At 47.1% G+C, this 18514-nt stretch carries 16 protein-coding genes and 3 tRNA genes; 11 read left to right on the top strand and 8 right to left on the bottom strand.

From position 1 onward, the window contains the following. Positions 1-89 precede the first annotated feature (89 nt). The 6 genes from N2245_RS13280 to N2245_RS13255 form a co-directional block, all read right to left on the bottom strand. A tRNA-Thr gene (locus tag N2245_RS13280) sits at positions 90-165 on the bottom strand. 22 nt (positions 166-187) lie between these two features. Next, positions 188-270, bottom strand: a tRNA-Tyr gene (locus N2245_RS13275). Positions 271-282: 12 nt separating this feature from the next. After that, positions 283-354: transfer RNA gene (locus N2245_RS13270), tRNA-Thr, on the bottom strand. 45 nt (positions 355-399) lie between these two features. Then, complete coding sequence (gene rlmB / locus N2245_RS13265; RefSeq protein ID WP_494537204.1) at positions 400-1194, bottom strand: 23S rRNA (guanosine(2251)-2'-O)-methyltransferase RlmB; 795 nt, start codon at positions 1192-1194, stop codon at positions 400-402. Beyond that, positions 1176-2534 (bottom strand): cysteine--tRNA ligase, encoded by a 1359-nt coding sequence (gene cysS, locus N2245_RS13260; RefSeq protein ID WP_494537205.1) that lies wholly within the window; start codon positions 2532-2534, stop codon positions 1176-1178. The genes rlmB and cysS overlap by 19 nt, the downstream gene beginning before the upstream one ends. 83 nt (positions 2535-2617) lie before the next feature. Next, a complete protein-coding gene (locus N2245_RS13255) occupies positions 2618-2869 on the bottom strand; it encodes an FmdB family zinc ribbon protein (RefSeq protein ID WP_494537203.1) in 252 nt (83 codons plus the stop codon). Between the two features lie 139 nt (positions 2870-3008). On the opposite strand from N2245_RS13255, the gene N2245_RS13250 reads away from it, so the two are divergent. From N2245_RS13250 to N2245_RS13200, 11 genes are all read left to right on the top strand, one after another. Beyond that, positions 3009-5351: an ATP-dependent helicase gene (locus tag N2245_RS13250; protein ID WP_494537202.1), complete on the top strand. Its 2343-nt coding sequence runs from the start codon at positions 3009-3011 to the stop codon at positions 5349-5351. Positions 5352-5367: 16 nt separating this feature from the next. Continuing rightward, positions 5368-5847, top strand: a complete 480-nt coding sequence (locus tag N2245_RS13245; RefSeq protein WP_494537201.1) for an EVE domain-containing protein — start codon at positions 5368-5370, stop codon at positions 5845-5847. A gap of 44 nt (positions 5848-5891) precedes the next feature. Then, positions 5892-6191 carry a metal-sulfur cluster assembly factor gene (locus N2245_RS13240; protein ID WP_012875770.1) on the top strand — a complete coding sequence of 100 codons (300 nt, stop codon included), beginning with the start codon at positions 5892-5894 and terminating at the stop codon, positions 6189-6191. A gap of 151 nt (positions 6192-6342) precedes the next feature. After that, positions 6343-7401 carry a deoxyguanosinetriphosphate triphosphohydrolase gene (locus N2245_RS13235; RefSeq protein ID WP_494537200.1) on the top strand — a complete coding sequence of 353 codons (1059 nt, stop codon included), beginning with the start codon at positions 6343-6345 and terminating at the stop codon, positions 7399-7401. 32 nt (positions 7402-7433) lie between these two features. After that, positions 7434-9305 carry a DNA primase gene (gene dnaG / locus N2245_RS13230; RefSeq protein ID WP_494537199.1) on the top strand — a complete coding sequence of 624 codons (1872 nt, stop codon included), beginning with the start codon at positions 7434-7436 and terminating at the stop codon, positions 9303-9305. Between the two features lie 143 nt (positions 9306-9448). Further along, complete coding sequence (locus N2245_RS13225; protein ID WP_494537198.1) at positions 9449-11239, top strand: sigma-70 family RNA polymerase sigma factor; 1791 nt, start codon at positions 9449-9451, stop codon at positions 11237-11239. Positions 11240-11244: 5 nt separating this feature from the next. Beyond that, entirely contained in the window at positions 11245-12552 is a 1308-nt protein-coding gene (gene obgE, locus N2245_RS13220) for a GTPase ObgE (protein WP_494537197.1), read from the top strand. A gap of 15 nt (positions 12553-12567) precedes the next feature. After that, the gene (gene rsmI / locus N2245_RS13215) at positions 12568-13425 is read left to right on the top strand and encodes a 16S rRNA (cytidine(1402)-2'-O)-methyltransferase (protein WP_494537196.1); all 858 of its coding nucleotides are present in this window, start codon (positions 12568-12570) and stop codon (positions 13423-13425) included. An 84-nt stretch (positions 13426-13509) separates the two neighbouring features. Further along, complete coding sequence (locus N2245_RS13210; protein ID WP_494537195.1) at positions 13510-14442, top strand: site-specific tyrosine recombinase; 933 nt, start codon at positions 13510-13512, stop codon at positions 14440-14442. Then, positions 14439-14639, top strand: a complete 201-nt coding sequence (locus N2245_RS13205) for a hypothetical protein (RefSeq protein ID WP_012875777.1) — start codon at positions 14439-14441, stop codon at positions 14637-14639. Before N2245_RS13210 ends, N2245_RS13205 begins: the two co-directional genes overlap by 4 nt. A 74-nt stretch (positions 14640-14713) precedes the next feature. Next, on the top strand, positions 14714-16087 hold the full coding sequence (locus tag N2245_RS13200) for a glycine--tRNA ligase (RefSeq protein ID WP_494537194.1): 1374 nt from the start codon (positions 14714-14716) through the stop codon (positions 16085-16087). A 76-nt stretch (positions 16088-16163) separates the two neighbouring features. On the opposite strand, the gene N2245_RS13195 is transcribed toward N2245_RS13200, so the two are convergent. Further along, positions 16164-17318, bottom strand: coding sequence for a sugar transferase (locus tag N2245_RS13195; RefSeq protein ID WP_012875779.1), 1155 nt, complete (start codon positions 17316-17318; stop codon positions 16164-16166). Continuing rightward, a complete protein-coding gene (locus N2245_RS13190) occupies positions 17315-18505 on the bottom strand; it encodes a glycosyltransferase family 4 protein (RefSeq protein ID WP_494537193.1) in 1191 nt (396 codons plus the stop codon). The genes N2245_RS13195 and N2245_RS13190 overlap by 4 nt, the downstream gene beginning before the upstream one ends. Positions 18506-18514 lie beyond the last annotated feature (9 nt).

The following is an 18514-nucleotide window of genomic DNA, read 5'->3' as shown; positions in this document are numbered from 1 at the left end:
CGCCAACCTCAGGCCTCCTTAGTGATCTTAGTAGTTTTTGTTATTCTAGATAAATTAAATACGAAAAGGCCGCATAAAACATGCAGCACTGGAGCCCACGACCGGACTCGAACCGGTGACCTCATTCTTACCAAGAATGTGCTCTACCTCCTGAGCTACGTGGGCATCCGTAGCACATAGCTACAGGTGGGCCGGGAAGGATTCGAACCTCCGAAGGCTTTCGCCACCTGGTTTACAGCCAGGCCCGTTTGTCCACTCCGGCACCGACCCTTATCTTGCAGGAGCCGACGGTCGGATTCGAACCGACGACCTACTGTTTACAAGACAGTTGCTCTACCGCTGAGCTACGTCGGCCTGCCAGCTTCAAATTATACGTAACACAGGAACGAGTGGTCAAGTCTACTTGGCGCGCTTGCTCTTGTAGATCTCATACAAGGCTATCGAGCCTGCAACTGCCGCATTTAAAGACCCGATCCTGCCCACCTGAGGGATCTTGACTAGCAAGTCACAGCGCTTACGCACCAACTCTCTGATGCCACTGCCTTCGCTACCTACCACCAAGCATATAGGTATCTTTAAGTCTACATCCCATATAACACTAGAGCTCTCATCATATTCCAAACCCAAAACCCAGTACCCATATTCCTTGAGTTTGGATGCGGTCCTTGCTAGATTAGTTACCTTGGATATACTCAAATGCTCGGTAGCACCAGAAGATGCATTCACCACTGCTGGCGTGACCTCTACAGATCGATGCTCAGGAATGATCACCGCCCCAATACCGAACACCTCCGCGGTTCGAAGCAGGGTTCCAAAATTTTGTGGATCCTGAAGGGAATCCAGCATCAATATGTCTTTACCATTTAGCGAACCATTCGCCAGCAGTTCCTCAATCGAACTATAACTGAAATCCGAAGCCTCCAAAACCACTCCCTGGTGATTAGCACCATGTGTTAGCTTGTCAAGAACGCTACGTTCTACCCTCTCAATCTGCAATCCAGATCTGGCAGCTAGCGATTCTATAACCTCTAATGTTTGAGACGCAGAATGCGAATAAGCAACAAGCAGCCTGTATACCTTCCGCCGACCAGCTAATAGACACTCTCTAACGGCATTACGGCCGTAGATATACACCATACCTGAAGGTCTAACAGCCTCTTGCTCGCGCCTTTTTCTTATCTCTCTAGCCTCCACTTACTCCCCTCAGGGGTATCCATCACGCTTACCCCTAGCTCTCCCAGCTTGTCTCGGATGTAATCCGAGAGCTCATAGATTCTGGAAGCTCGAAGCTTATCTCTGACTCCTACAAGCAGATCTATGAATGGCTCAGCTTCTGTGGCCTCGACACCCACAGAATCTAACCTTAACCCCAGCAAAGCCGACAGCTCTCTAAGTAGACCCGCTGCTGTAGAAGCGTCTTTACCCTCACTCCGAAGCGCGTTCACTTCTCTTGCTAGTTCAAAGAGAACGGCTATGGCCTGAGGAGTATTGAAATCATCATCCATAGCAGACTCAAATCTCTGTCGAAAGTCCTTGAATTCCGAACCAGCAGGTCCTGCATCTTCGCCTATAGCCTGATAAAGCCTGATGACTCCTCTCTTTGCCGACTCCAGCGCCTCGAACGAGAAGTTCAGAGGCTTCCTATAATGAGAAGACAGAACAAATAGCCTGAAGGCATCCGCTCCATACTGTCTAACTATAAAGTCTATCGACAGCACATTACCCACTGAGCGAGCCATTTTCTCCTCTTCCAACTGCAAGAGCCCATTGTGTATCCAATACCTGACAAACGGGTGCTTACCCGTAATAGCCTCACTTTGGGCTATCTCATTCTCGTGATGAGGGAATATGAGATCCGCTCCACCACCATGGATATCTATCTGCTCCCCGAGCATTCGCAGATTCATCGTCGTGCACTCGATATGCCATCCGGGCCTGCCGGGTCCCCATGGACTCTCCCAATATGGTTCGCCAGGTTTGGCCGACTTCCAGAGAGCGAAATCCATAGGATGCTCTTTACGAGGATCTGCTTCGACCCTTGCACCTGCCCTCATCTCATCTAAACGCCTGTGACTTAACTCACCGTACTCTTCATCCTTGAGAACCCTAAAATATACATCCCCGTCAACGACATAAGCATAGCCTAGAGCTATAAGCCTTTGTATATCCTCAATTATCTCGGGTATAACTTCGCTAGCACGGGGATAATAATGAGCCCTCAAAATGTTCAGGCTATCCATCTGCCTGAGAAACTCCCTTTCGTATCTGGTCGCCAGATCCTTCCAGCTAATACCCTCTTCATTGGACCGCGCGATGATCTTATCGTCGACGTCGGTAAAGTTCTGGACATGTTTTACTTTGTAACCCTTGTATTCCAAATATCTGCGCACTATATCGAAGACGGTGTACGACATGGCGTGACCTATATGTGCTGGCCCATATACCGTAGGTCCACACACATACATAAGTACGCTAGGAGGATTAAGAGGTACAAACTCCTCTTTCCTATCAGTAAGTGTGTTGTGTATGTACAGCACTTCGCCCTCCATGATGGTACAAATATGCCCGGCAGAGCCGGGCAAAGTAAATATCTACACCGATTTATCTGTGACTGATGCTAATCTTCAGATTCGGATGAACCGTTAGAGGATTCGCTCTTGTCTTTATTAGACTCCCCAGAACCATCCGAGTTCTTACGAGACTCGGTCCTGAAGAACCCCGGCCCCTTAAATATAACGGGAGCTGCAAAGAGCACCCTGCGTACCTGACCACCACACTCCGGACAGATCTCAATGGCAGGCTCCGAGAAACTTTGGAACCGCTCAAACCTATGTCCACCACTCACACACTCATACTCGTATGTAGGCATATTCCACCTCTGCTCAGATACTGGAATCACAGATCTCAGGAGGAATTCCAGTAATATATGTTAACTCAATCATGATTCGACGCGCAAACCTACTTGGACGCTGTCAACCAGGCTAACATACTGATAGAATGATCAAGCTATGAGTAACTATCCAGACATCTATAGTTCGATATTAGAAGGGCTGAATGATAAGCAGCTCGAAGCCGTAACGGCCCCAGATGGTCCTGTATTGGTACTGGCAGGGCCAGGATCGGGCAAAACCAGAGTCCTTACTCACAGAATAGCCTTCCTCCTATCTCAAGGAGTTAGTCCATTTAACATATTGGCCGTGACGTTTACCAACAAGGCAGCAAGAGAGATGCGAGAGCGCATAGAAAGATTGGTAGGCGGCGCATTTGGTAGCTATGAGGCCAGAAATATAACTATGGGAACCTTTCACTCTATATGCTCTCGTGTGCTCAGGCGTGATGGCGGAGCCATAGGTATCAGCCCTAACTTCGTAATCTACGACGACGATGACCAGATAAGGCTGATCAAGCAAGCGCTCAACGAGATAGGACTGGACGAAAAGCAGTACGCTCCCAGAAGCATACAAGCCAGGATCAGTAGCGCCAAGAGCGCATTGTTGGATCCCGAAGATTACTCCACTCAAGGGGTATCTAGCTACTTCGACGAGATAGCTGCACGCGTATACCGTCGATACCAACAGCTACTGGAAATCAATCAGGCTGTAGACTTCGATGACTTACTAATGAAAGTGGTGCTGCTGTGGAAGTCCTACCCTGACATACTCCAGCAGTACAGGGATAGATGGCAGTACGTCCTGGTAGATGAATATCAAGATACAAATAGAGCGCAGTATATGCTCATCAACCTACTTACTCAGGAGCACCGCAACATATTCGTAGTAGGGGACGAAGATCAGGGTATATACTCCTGGCGAGCAGCTGATATCAGGAACATCCTGAACTTTGAGAGAGACTACCCAGAGGCAAAGGTAATACTACTAGAGCAAAACTACAGATCATACCAAGAGATTTTGGACGTAGCTTCTCACATAATCAGCAGTAATCGCCTGAGACGTCCCAAGAGGCTTTGGACAAACAAATCTGGAGGTGCGCTGGTACGTGTAAGGGAGGCTTATGACGAGCAGGATGAAGCCTCATATATAGCACGAGAGATAAGTAGGCTTACATCCCTAGGAGAGTACACCTATTCGGATTTCGCAGTAATGTACCGAACCAACTCGCAATCACGCCCGGTAGAAGAGGCTTTTTCCAGGTACAGAATCCCGTATCAGATCATAGGAGGTACTCGCTTCTACGAAAGAAGAGAGGTAAAGGACGTACTGGCTTATCTCAGGTTGATACACAATCCGCATGACGCCGCTAGCCTACGCAGAATAATCGAGAACACCCCATCGGGAAGGGGTATAGGTAAAGGTACAATGAAAACGTTGGAAGATCTTGCCTCCAGAGCCCATATATCCTTGTGGGACGCTATAGAGATAGCTTTGGGCATCAAGAGTTTGGAAGAGGCTGGAGCATTTCTACCTAACCTCGAGACCCCCAAACTGCAATCCAAAGCCAAAGAATCTCTTAAGCAGCTCGTAGGGCTGATATATGAACTTAGAGAGCAAAGTGATACTCTGACACTGCCTCACTTAATCGACACATTGCTTGTCAAGAGTGGTTATGCATCCTTCCTAAGTAGTGGGGCAGAAGAGGATCTTGAAAGACTAGAAAACGCCAGAGACCTTATATCCATCGCGCAAGACTACGCGACTATGAATACTTCTGAGGCATTGATTGAGTTCCTCCAGGAGGTTGCCCTTCAAAGTGATGTGGATACCCTGCAAAACAACGGGAACCAAGTTACTCTAATCACCCTCCATGCTGCCAAAGGGCTAGAGTACAAAGTAGTCTTTATAATAGGCTTTGAGGAGGGGTTATTACCACATGCACGATCCATGGACAGGGAAAGCGACATAGAGGAAGAATGCAGGCTCGCGTATGTGGGAGTCACTAGAGCCATGGAAAAGTTATATATCTCCTATGCTTTTCACCGCAATGTCTTTGGAGCCACACAGACTAATGTGCCATCAAGATTCCTAGCAAACATTCCACCTGATTTGTTGGACGGCAACCTCCCATCTCTAGGAAGAAGAGGGCCGGGAAGATTAACTTCCACAGCCTCGAGCAGAACACCATCTGGTAGTACTTATACAAGTAGCGCACGTAGCTATGACGGTCAATCATATAGACCATTTCCTTCAAGCAACAATAACTTCGTTTCTAATAGCAACTTGGAGAAGATAATACAGGAATACAAGCCTGGCGATAGAGTCAGGCATCCAAAATTTGGAGAAGGGGTTGTTCTTAAAGTGGAGATCCAAGGCGAGGACGCGGAGGTAGAGGTCAGATTCGCAGCAGGCAGTACAAAGAAACTCTTGGCAAGTATGGCCAGACTGCAAAAAATTTGATTAGGGAGCGTAGACGATGAGCTTTAGCGAAGAGGTAACCTACTGGATGCTAGTATCTTCGGCAGAAAATTTCGAGATATCCCGATCGAGAGGCTTCGATCTCGCGGGCATGAAGAGTAGGCATGGTAAGAAAGCAGCCCAAGTCAAACCAGGTGACAAAGTCGTCTTTTACTTGACAGGGGTGATGGCCTTTGGTGGTACTGCAGAGGTAACAGGTACTGCTGAATATAGCGAGGACCCAATATGGGTAAGCAAAAAAGAAGGGGAACTCTACCCTTATCGTTTCCCAATAAAGATAGAAGTGGCAGCTGACCCAGAAAATTACATACCTGCAGTAGAATTAGTAGAGCAGATGGAGTACACAAAGAAGTGGCCTCCAGAGCATTGGCGTCTTGCCTTCCAAGGCAACGTTCATAAAATCCCTAGGACGGACTATGAGCTGATAAAATCGAGGATTGAAGAAGTACAAAAGGTGATGGCAACCCAGGCGCAATAAGTTACAATATTTAGACGGATAGGCTTTGCAAGCGAGGTTTTAAAATGGTCAACGAAGAGATCGTGAGAGAAGCCCTAAAAGATGTTTATGACCCAGAAATAGGCATAAACATTATAGACCTAGGGCTTGTATACAACGTGGAGGTCAAGGAGAACAAAGTAGATATAGAGATGACTTTGACCTCTATGGGCTGCCCTGTGGGGCCTATACTCATACAACAGATTGAAGAGGTGATTGGCTCACTGCCTGGGGTAGAGGAGGTAAATGTCCAGCTGGTTTGGACTCCGCCTTGGAATCCCTCGATGATGTCGGAAGATGCCAAGCTTGAGTTAGGTTTCGCCTAATTGCTGAGACCCTCAATCTGAGATAATTGCAAGAAGGTGTGGCGCTCGCCACACCTTCTTGCTTTAGGAAAAAATCTTTACAAAAGCTCCCTTGCTAACAAAATACCCTTGTGACAAAATCTATACTTCCTTACGGTATTAGGTGATGGTTATGAAAGATGTAAACTTGGAAAGCATCAGGCTAAGACTTGAGCAGGAGGAGATCTCTAGGCTATCTCCTCTCGCCGCCAAGAGCGCTTACTCAAAGGGGCGTCAAAGCCCAGAACAACCTTCTGAAACTAGGACCGAGTTCGCAAGAGATAGGGATCGAATATTACACTCAAAGTCCTTTCGTCGCCTCAAGTACAAAACCCAGGTCTTCTTTTCCCCTGCAGGTGACCACTACAGAACAAGGTTAAGTCATACGCTGGAAGTAGCTCAGATAGCTCGAACCATATCACGTGCACTAAGACTGAATGAAGATCTTACAGAAGCCATAGCGCTAGGCCACGATGTAGGGCACGCTCCCTTTGGTCATGCAGGGGAAAGAGCTCTCGACGCACTAGTACCTGGTGGCTTTATACATAGCCACCAGAGCCTAAGAGTTTTGGAGGTCCTCGAGAAAGACGGGAAAGGACTCAACCTCACGTGGGAGGTACGCGATGGTATTTCCTATCATTCCAAGCACGAAGAGTCAATATCCGAGCCCCTTATATCTATGCCCAGTACCCTTGAGGGGTGTGTGGTAAGAGTGGCTGACGCCATAGCTTATCTGAATGCCGATATCGATGACGCAATAAGAGCAGGACTTATTACTTTTCACGATTTGCCTCAGGAAGCCATCGCTGTGCTTGGAAGCTCTCATGGCGAGCGCATAGAATCAATGGTACATAGCATAATTAGGGAGAGCTGGGGAATATCCGAAGGGGATAGCTCAGCAACCATAAGAATGGAATCTAAGTTACTCAAAGCTACAGATATACTCCGTGATTTCATGTTCAAAAACGTCTACAGGCACCCTGCTGTGGAGAAGGAAGCTCAGAAGGCCATGATGGTCGTAACTAAACTGTATGAATACTTTTCAAGCCACCCTGAAGAGTTCAGAACATATCTGGGGAATGAGGAGAGCAACACCAACTGGACAGTAGCAGACTACGTGTCAGGTATGACAGATAGATTCGCATGTAATCTCTTTGTAAAGCTGTTTACACCTCAATCATGGTCTTACTAACCTAGAGGTTTTATTTTATCAGGAAGGGACTCATGGTAGCTTCCGGCAGAACCATAATCGAGGAGATCAAGAGCCGCATCGACATCGTGGAGGTAATAAGCTCTTTCGTGGAGCTTAGGCGTACGGGCTCACGCTTCAAGGCATTATGTCCCTTTCACCAGGAGAAAACCCCAAGCTTTATAGTATTCCCAGAGCGTCAGACCTACCACTGCTTTGGATGTGGAAAAAGTGGAGACGTAATATCCTTCCTTATGGAAACGCAGAACCTCAGCTTCCGCGAGGCAGTGGAGCAGCTAGCTCAAAAGGCAGGCGTCAGGTTTGAACCCGAAAAACCCAAAGAGAAATCGCCGCAGTCTGAAATTGATTCCCTATATGAGATCAATAAGCTCGCTGCTAGGCTCTTCAATCACCTGCTTATGAACTCAAAGGCCGCAGAGCACGCAAGGGATTACCTCAAAGACAGAGGGTTGTCTCCTGCTACATGGGAAGAGTGGATGCTAGGTTATGCGCCTGATTCTTGGGATGTAACTTCAAAGTTCCTCCAGAAGAAGGGATTCTCGGAAGAGTTAATATTCAAGGCAGGACTTACGGTCGAAAGAACAGGTGGAGGATACTACGATCGATTCCGCGACCGTCTAATGTTCCCGATCAAGGATAAAGATGGCAGGTTCGTTGGCTTTGGTGGAAGAGCCATAGGCGAAGGCATTCCTAAGTATATGAACACTCCAGAGACTCCCATATTTACAAAGGGAGAACATATCTATGGTATTGATGTTGCCAAGTCTGCGATCAAGGACTCTAACTTGGCAGTGGTAGTAGAGGGTTACGTAGACGTAATCACCGCTCATCAACACGGATTTAGGAATGTTGTAGCTACCCTAGGGACAGCAATTACACCTTCTCAAGTGAAGCTACTATCCAAAATGGCTACTAATATCTGCCTAGCTCTCGATGCCGACACCGCAGGACAAGCAGCTGCCCTGAGAGGGTGGGAAGTTCTCAGGGACTCTATCCGCAGACGAAGTATTCCGATCAGATCTAAGGGCAGAGTGATAAGCTCAGATAGCAAACTTGAAGTGCTCGTAAAAATAGCCACTCTACCCAAAGGGGAGGATCCAGACACTCTAATCCGCAAGGATCCTTCGGAATGGTCTAGGATCATCGAGGATGCCAAAACTGTCATAGACCACTTTTTCGAAATAGTTGAGAGAAGCTATGATCTAAAGACTCCACAGGGAAAAACTCAGGCCATAGCGGATTTGGCACCAGTAATAAGCGACTTGGGTAATCCTATTGAGAGAGCCCACTATGAATCCAGACTCGCCAAGCTAGTGGGCGTAGATGAGAATGAAATACATCTACACGTCGTCCAAGCCAGAAAACGATCCTCACGACCCAGCGGAGACGAGGCTGCTCCTATCAATCTCAATAGTGTATCTCAGGAAGAGATGGTGCTAGCTCTGCTCATTAGATATCCCAGGCTATTGGGCAATCTACCTGAGGACTTCATCAATGATATGGAGAATTCCCCTAACAAAGAGCTCTTGGAAAAAATGCAAACTTTGGGGCAAGATAAACTAACACCAGAAAGCTTACTTGAGAGCGTAGATGAATCCCTTAGACAACACGTTGAAAGACTGGTAGCATTAGCATCTACTCAGCCTGAACTATTTAGCAATGAGCAGGTACTTGAGCTAAACAAGAAGATCAACCTTATTCGTAGGCAGAGATTGCGAGATCTACTACATCAACATTCCTTACTACTAAAGGAGGCCATGGAACAAGGAGATGAAGAAGCTGTAAGAAGTTTACTACAGCTGGTGCCTACGCTCGCATCTGAGCTTAGGCAATATGATCCACCAGCAAGTCCTTATTTCAAAGATTCAAGGTCTGAAATCATATGAAAACATCAATTTTAAGTAAAGGAAGCGTAAACTTTAAATTCTGGCTGTTGACACGAGAACACCTCTTATCCTAGACTTCGTGAAAACTAGGAATTCCTTCAACATATATGCAACAGCCCCTTGTAGTCTATGGAGGGCAGGGGATGGTACCAATATCAGGCTCGATAAACTCCAAATCTACTCCTCCTGATCAGGAAGGAGAGATCTACAAGTATGTTTCTAATCGCCGGGACACTTCTTACAGAGCAGGCATGGGAATGAAGAATCAGGAAAGTGACGCTGATTATGTCGACCTAGAGATTGAGGAAAGCCTGCGGGATCCAGAGGATCTTGAGGATCTTGAAGGGACAAACTTAGATGATCCTATAAGGCTCTATCTAAGAGAGATAGGCAAGGAGAACCTTCTAAGTCAGGAACAAGAAATAGAGCTAGCCAGAAAGAACGAAAGAGGTAATTATATCTCAAATATTCGATCTTCCCTGCATGGGCTTGATCCATCTCAATTCATCGAGCAGCTTGCTGTCAAGCTCATTACCGATCTGGAGAGTTCTTTGCAGGCAGCAAAGGAATTGTATGCTCATATATTCCCTGCTGATAATATTCCAGATTACTGGGTTGAACTAATAGAAAAAGTTGTCCAACAGCTAGGATTGGAATCTAGGGTAGACCAAACCACAGAACAGTCGGATGAAGATTCAGAATCCAAAGGCACCTATTCTGAGATAGATTGGGCCTTAGTCAGGTTGCATATACTACAAGAGCTTGCACCTGCAGATATTGCCGAGAAGATAGCTAGGACTAGTTATAGGCCATATGATTTCACATCGGATTTGATAAAACACTTTGGTGCTAATCAAGCCGATATACAAGACAAGATCACCAAGTGGATAGCAGAGGGTGATATTGCCAGGAAGAGGCTCATAGAGGCAAATCTGCGTCTGGTAGTCAGTATAGCCAAGAAATATACCGGTAGGGGCATAACCTTACTAGACTTGATACAGGAAGGCAACATAGGGTTAATCAAAGCCGTTGAAAAGTTTAGGCACCAAAAGGGATATAAGTTCTCAACCTACGCCACTTGGTGGATTAGACAAGCGATAACCAGAGCCATTGCAGACCAAGCCCGTACTATACGCATACCAGTCCACATGGGCGAGGCAATTAATAAAATCGCCCAGGCCAGAAGAAGGTTAACTCAAGAGGTAGGGAGAGAGCCTACAGAACAAGAGATAGCCAACTACTTGGGGATTCCAGTAGAAAAAATCAGAGAGGTACAGAAGATATCACAGGAGCCCATATCTCTGGAAAACCCTGTGGGAGAGGAAGAGGACACCTCGCTTGGAGACTTCATACAAGATCATAAGGCTCCAGCTCCCATGGACGCGGCGTCACAATCCCTCTTGAGGGATCAGATAGATCAGGTACTTAAACACCTGAGCGAGAGGGAGAGAGGAGTCCTGCTGATGCGATTCGGCTTGGACTGCGAGCCTCGCCCCTACAGAGAGGTAGCACATATACTTGCTGTACCTCCTAATCAAGTCATGCAGGCTGAAAGCCGAGTGCTCGACATGGTTGCAGCTAGACTGTCTCCGGAGGACTATCAGATGTTGCTCGATAGATTTGGGCACCTAGATAGATCTCCTATGAGTGAAGAAAGCTTCCGCCTTAAATACAAGCTAACCCAGACACAGCTAAGGGAGATAGACCAAAGACTGCGCGAAACTCTAGCATCCGTGATGTTACATGTTCCAGCTCCCGAAAGAGATATGATGAGGTTCAGGTTTGGTCTAGATGTAGGACAACCTAGAACTCTGGAAGAAGTCGGGAGAGCCTTTGGAGTAACTAGGGAGAGGATCAGGCAGATAGAATCAAAGGCCCTGCGCAAACTTCGCAGAGATGTATTCCGAAGGCAGCTGGAAGATCTGCTATCTTAATTAGCATGGTAGATCAAGTAGTAATAGAGGTAAAAGCTGGAGACGGGGGGAATGGCAGCGCCAGCCTAAGACGTGAGAAATTCGTCCCCAAAGGTGGTCCAGATGGAGGAGACGGAGGAAGAGGAGGATCTGTTTACCTTGTAGCGGATCCTAGCGAGAACACGCTCCTCCCTTACACCTTTAAGAAAAGATATGTAGCAGAATCAGGCGGTCACGGCAGGTCGCAGAAGCGCCATGGTAAAGCAGGTGCAGATCTCTTTTTGCCCGTACCCGTAGGCACAGTAGTATATGACGACGAAACAGGAGAGTTGCTAGCGGATCTTTCTACCCCTGGCCAAAAAGTGCTCGTGGCTCGAGGGGGGCGTGGAGGATTAGGCAACACTCATTTTGCTACTAGCACATATCAGACTCCCAGGTTTGCCGAAAAGGGTGAACCAGGTGAAGAGAGACGACTTAGGCTAGAGCTGAAACTGCTCGCTGATGTCTCACTAGTAGGGCTGCCAAACGCGGGAAAGAGTACGCTCTTGTCAGCCATAAGTTCTGCAAGACCCAAGATAGGGAATTATCCCTTCACTACTCTTGAACCGGTATTAGGGGTGGTACAAGTTCCAGGATCAGAAAAGAGCTTTGTAGTAGCAGATATCCCAGGACTTGTAGAAGGAGCCCATGAAGGCACAGGTTTAGGAGACGAATTTCTCAGACATATCGAGAGAACGAGAGTGTTACTCTTCGTGGTAGATGGTTCTTCCCAGGATGGTGTGGATCCCTTGGATGCCATAAGAATTCTTAAAGAGGAGCTTAGATATTATGATCCTGAGCTTCTTGAGAAACCTTCGCTAGTAGCGTTCAATAAGATTGACCTTCCCGAAGCTCAGCAACGATGGGAGTCTTTCAAGAAGGAGGTTGAGACTCTAGGGTATGAAGCACTACCAGTTAGCGGCGCATCCAGGGAGGGACTTAGAGAGCTGATATATCAGCTCTCTCAAATACTGGAAAACGCACCCCCTATAGGTACCTTTGCACCCCAAGAAGAACAAGCAGTCATACGCCCTAGACCAATAGACCACAGGTGGTACCAAATAAAGCGTAAAGGCAAGCGTACTTGGGAGGTACATGGCCCTACGATCGAGCGTATAGCAATGATGACCGATATTACAAATCCAGAGGCAGTGAATCGCCTGGAGAGAGAGATGGACAGCATGGGCATCACCAAGGATCTGGAGAACGCAGGTATCGAGCCGGGCCATGTAGTGAGAATTGGGAAAGTGGAAATAGAGTGGGGACCCAGCTTAGATAAAGACCAAAATAAGTAGCGAGGTCGAACAGCCTTGGCCACTCTCTATCTAGCCAGCACGCCTATAGGGAATCTAGGGGATATAACTCTACGTGCGCTAGAGATCCTCAAAAGCGTAAGTGTAGTTGTAGCAGAGGATACCAGAATAACAAGGAAGCTCCTGTCTCACTATGGGATACATTGTAGACTGATAAGCTATAACGAACACTCCCCCCCTTATAGGCTAGATGAGATACTGAGTATGCTTCAGGATCAGGATGTTGTATACGCAACGGATGCAGGCACTCCAGGTATATCCGATCCAGGAATGACCCTAGTAGCTGCGGCACTGGAAAGAGGTATAAAGGTAACTCCATTGCCAGGAGCATCCGCTCTAACTACCGCAATAATGGGATCTGGATTACCCGCAAACCGATTCCTATTCCTGGGCTTTCTACCCCGAAGCTCCAAGGAAAGAGCTGAGACCCTGGCTCAGGCCGCCACAAGCCCATATACTCTAGTGCTGTTTGAAGCTCCACATAGATTGGTAAAAACCCTTCAAGACTTGCTGAACGCTCTTGGCGACAGGCAAATAGTAGTAGCCAGAGAGATGACCAAGATACATGAAGAGTTTCGCAGGTCCCACATATCTCAAGAAATAGAGTACTGGAGTAAGACTGAGCCCAAAGGAGAATACACACTGGTCATAGCTCCATCAGCAGCGCAAGGAGCAAGTCAAGACGAACAAGGCTTATCTGTTTATCTTGACAGAATAGAAGAGGGAGTAAGGGCCGGCAACAAAGCTAAGGACATCATAAAGCAGATAGCTGCACAAACCGGTATATCCAGGAATCTACTTTATAGGGCTTGGCTAGATCACCTACAAAACATAAATCAAGATAAAAAGTCGTAGCGTTTTCTTGACTTTTACTTGCTATAACGCTACTCCATAATGATAGAATGTTTCTGGGTTTACTTCACGAACAGGAGAGAACCATTGTTCGACGGACTGAGCAGTGTTGAGGAGTTCATATCCCATCTAGAATCGGAAAGGCATTTTTCAAACAACACTACCGCTGCCTATAAAAACGATATACTACAGTTCCACGACTGGCTTCAGGGTAAGGACCATATCGACTCTTGGGCGGCTGTAACCTCTTCTGATATACAGGATTACCTCTTGTACCTAAAAGGTAATCAAGACAGGGCCTACGCTCCAAGCACACAGGCGCGTAAGATGGCAGCTATAAAGAGCTTCTTCCAGTTCTTGGTAGCCAAGTCTGTAGTAGATCAAAATCCAGCCAGTGATCTCATAAGTCCAAGAGTACAGAAATACTGGCCAAAAGCCATAAGCGTGCAAGAAGTCAATATGCTACTTGCAGCTGCCAGTGATTCGGAGACCCCAGAGGGAATTAGAGACAGAGCAATGCTCGAGGTGCTTTATCGCACCGGGCTGAGAGTGAGTGAGCTGGTTAGCCTGAATGTGGACGATATAAATCTAGACGAAAGCCACCTTAAGTGTATAGGTAGAGGAAAGACTAGGAAGGTGCCTTTGTCTCAACCAGCAGTGGATGTTCTCAAGGTGTATCTTGAGAGATCCAGACCTTTGCTGGTCAGGGGGCAAGACGAGCAGGCACTATTTGTGAACCACCGAGGGCAGAGGCTCACTAGACAAGGTTTCTGGTTGATTCTCAAGGCTTATGCTTCGGAGGCTGGGATCAAAGGGATTACACCTCACACGCTCAGACACTCCTTTGCCGCTCATATGATCGATGGAGGAATAGACCTGAGGCAGGTACAGGAGTGGCTTGGACATGCAAGCATAACGACCACCCAGGTCTACAGACAGATAAAGTCGAACTCTCATTCAGAGAAAATAATAGACATCAAAAGCAGGGAAGAGAGAATACCCGAGGAAGTAGCTAAATGAGATCTCCATTTATTGCCTTGCTAACGGGGTTAATCGCACTTTCTGCATATAAGTTGGGATTTCCCGTGGTAAAAGTGTACGATGCTCCCGATGGAGGAAAGGTAATGAGGTTCTCCTTCAGCAAAACCCCAGGCTTCGTTGCTTACATGCGCATGCCGCGCAAGGCATTGCCCCAACCAGAAACGAAGCGTGCATGAAATCAAATTACTTGCAAGATATCTAGCCATCCCCACCAACTTTTGGGGTTGGCTTTCATTTTTAGGAGGTTAGGATGGCTGAGACTAAGGAAACAACAGAAACCACAGTGAGCATGGATACTATCGTATCTCTCGCCAAGAGGAGAGGTTTCGTCTTTCCCAGCAGCGAGATCTACGGAGGCTGGTCAGCTTTCTGGGACTATGGCCCTGTAGGCGTAGAGATGAAGAAAAATATCAAGAAGGCCTGGTGGCACGACGTTGTACAAATCCGATACGATGTCGTAGGTATAGATGCAGCCACGATAATGCATCCTCTAGTATGGAAAGCTTCTGGACACCTCGAGAACTTCAACGACCTAATGGTCGACTGTAGGAACTGCAAGCAAAGGTTCAGAGCTGATCATCTTCCTGGTTACGAAGAGAACAAGAGGGCAGGAAAAGAGAATCCAGTAGAGGGACTCTCCTGTCCTAATTGCGGATCGAAAGATCTAACGCCTCCTCGCCCATTTAACACCATGTTCAAGACGTTCGTTGGGCCAGTAGAAAACGAGGCCGCGGTAGCCTACCTAAGACCTGAGACAGCTCAAGCCATATTTGTTCAGTTCTCAAACGTGCTCATGACTAGTAGGAAGAAATTGCCCTTCGGCATAGCACAGATAGGAAGAGCTTATCGTAACGAGATAACCCCAGGCAACTTCATATTCCGGTCGAGAGAATTCGAACAAATGGAACTGGAGTATTTTGTACGTCCAGGCGAAGATGACAAATGGTATGAGTACTGGCGCAACTTTGCGATAGATTGGTTTGTGTCTCTGGGAGTGTCCAGAGAGAGGTTGCGCCTTAAGGAGCATGCTAAGGAGGACCTCTCTCACTACTCGAAGGCAACAACCGATTTGGAATACCTTTATCCATTTGGATGGAACGAATTGTGGGGTATCGCTAACCGCACTGACTATGATCTCAAAGCCCATATGGCAGTCAGTGGGCAGCAGCTGACTTACTACGATGAAGAGACCAAGAGCCATATAGTTCCATACGTCATCGAACCATCACTAGGAGTAGACAGATCATTCCTAGTATTCCTTCTAGATGCCTATCATGAGGAACCAGACAATGAAGGCACTCGCGTAGTTCTCAGATTCCACCCAAGGATAGCTCCAGTGAAGGTCGCTGTGCTACCGCTATCTCGCAAGGAGCCTCTCATCAAGATAGCATGGGAGATAAGAGACAGACTAGCAGACATGTATGTAACCGACTACGACGAGACCGGCAGTATAGGTAGAAGATACCGCCGGCAGGACGAAATTGGAACTCCTTACTGCGTAACGGTCGACTTCCAGACACTAGAAGATAACGCAGTTACTATAAGGGACAGAGATACAATGCAGCAGGACAGGGTGAGCATTTCTGAACTCGAGTCCGTCCTCAAGGATAAGCTTGGATTCTAGGAGCTCATGCCATAACCAAAGCAGGATCCTGGCAGAAGAGCATTCAAAGTACGGAAATACCTTATCGGCAGGAGGGCTAGTGAGCGCCCTCCTGCCTCAACACCACCGGTATGGTGGCTAGACACAGCATTATATCTCCTAGAAGCGTATGGTTCTCAGCATACTCAGCTTCTAGTTTGGTGCGTTCCTCATAGCCGAGATTAGATCTCCCTGCTACCTGCCAGGGGCCTGTTAGACCAGGCTTAACTGTCAACATTTTCAGTATGTCAGGTATTGTCTCGGGAAACCTCTCTGCCTGAGCTATGATCTCGAAGGGGTAGCGAGGCCTTGGCCCCACTATACTCATCTCTCCATGCAAGACATTGATAAGGTTAGGAAGCTCATCGATACTAGTCTTACGGATGAACCTGCCTACCCTTGTCAACCTTGGATCATCATCCAGAAGCTTGAAGTTGTTTCTTCTATACTTCTCCCACAGTACTGGGTTGTTTACCAAAAGTAAGTGTGCGTTTGGTACCATACCTCTGAACTTATACATCTTGAAAGGTACACCATGCCTCCCCGCCCTCTTAGGAATATCCGCCATGACTGGCCCAGGAGACTCCAGTTTGATTAGTATTGCCACTATCAGCAATAGAGGAGCAAATATCAACAAGGCTGTCAGAGATACTATTATGTCAAAAGTTCTCTTGAGAACTCTTTTGAGGCTCCACTTCTGACTCTCAGCCCAAAGTATCTGTACTTCTATAGGCGCATTGTAGAGCCATTCTTGGATCTTGGCATCTAGTATATATTGCTGTCTGTCGTGTATATGAGCCTCCCTGGGCTCAAGATCGCGTAGATCTAGGATACGCAAGGAGTAGCGATATCCTGCCACAAGGGAGGTGGTGATTGCTGCTTCAAATATGAGGACGCTTCTCGGGAACTCCTGAATAGGGTCCTGAAGGGAGACGAATACTAACAAGAGGGTCGCGACTATAGACCCCACTACAGTAGCGGACACCACAGCTACCGTTTCTCTCAAAGCAGCGTTCTGCCAAATGTATCTATAGAGACCGAAAAGGGCAAATAAAGCTATTCTGAGAATTATAAGAGGGAACAACAGGTCAATAAATCTTGGAAGCTCCCTCTCCAGATATGGAAAAGGCACGCGCACTGCAAAGCTGAGTATAAAAGAAGCAGCCACACACAACACATCTATTATGAACCACCAGAAAGCCCCTAGCTTCATGATGTTCTCCAAATAAGTGGATATGCCTTTATTAACAGCTTATGTATTCTTCGAATCTCAGACTCAGCGGTATGATCCCGGGCAAAACGCAGCGCATTTGAAGATAAACTCATCCTTAGATCATCTGCTTGTATCAAGCGTTGAACACAAAAAGCCAGAGCACTAGCATCCCCAGGCTCTACCAGTAGACCATTGACCCCATCTTCTATGATATCGGGTATACCGCCCACTTTCGTCGCCACTATGGGCAGTCCAGCTGCCATAGCCTCGAGCAGCACTTTTGGAATACCCTCAGAAAGGCTCGGTAGAACATATATATCTGATCTGTCGAAGTAGGCCTTTAGCACCGGACCGGGTGGGACATAGCCAGGGAACTCAACGACATGTTTCAAACCTAACTTAGACGCAAGATCCCTAAGGTAGTCTCCTTGTTCCCCATCCCCAACTATAGTTAGATGCACATCGAAGCCTCTATCAATTAGAAGCTTGACCGCTTCAAGAAGATAAGCAAGACCTTTGACTGGCCTGAGCTGCCCCGCCCAAAGTAAACGCACAGGATTATGCAATACCCCCTTAGGGGAATCGCTGATATCAGATTCCTTCACCAGACTACTATTAGCAATGATCGCGCTTTTGGATTCTTCAAGGTATCGACTGAGCCCTTTGCCAGTTACTAATACCGCCCCTCTCTTAGCAGCTAATAACATGCTTTTATCCAAATAGATTGCAAGTCTTCTGGCCATACTATCTCGTTTTGTTTTGGAAGCATACTTAGCTCTGGTAGTTTCCATTATGTCCCCTCGTATCCAGAGGACATACGGTTTTGCTAACAATAAACAGACGAAAGCCGTTATAGGTAGTAGAGGATGTGGGCCATTTATCCACACTAAGTCCGACCTGCGAACACCCTGGTAAATCCTCTGCACTATAACCAGAAGATCTCTCGGCAGCTGCTTCATGAACTGCTCGATAGTCCTTGAGGGGGGAAGTTTTATATAACGAATATGCTCGCCTTCTATACTAAAGCCACCAATGCCAGAGGCATGTACTGGGCAGCAAATCTCTATGTTCTCAGCAAAAGCAAGCAGCTCGGGAACAAATCTCATAAAGGCGCTGGTCGTACAGATCTTATCTTCATCTACGAAGTGATAGTCACTTGTTACAAGGCACAATCTGTTTATCTTCATACTTCCGAT

It is taken from the genome of Thermobaculum sp. T2p (assembly GCF_059335935.1).
Note: the sequence above shows the minus strand (reverse complement) of the source record. Positions and strands in the feature narration are given on the sequence as shown.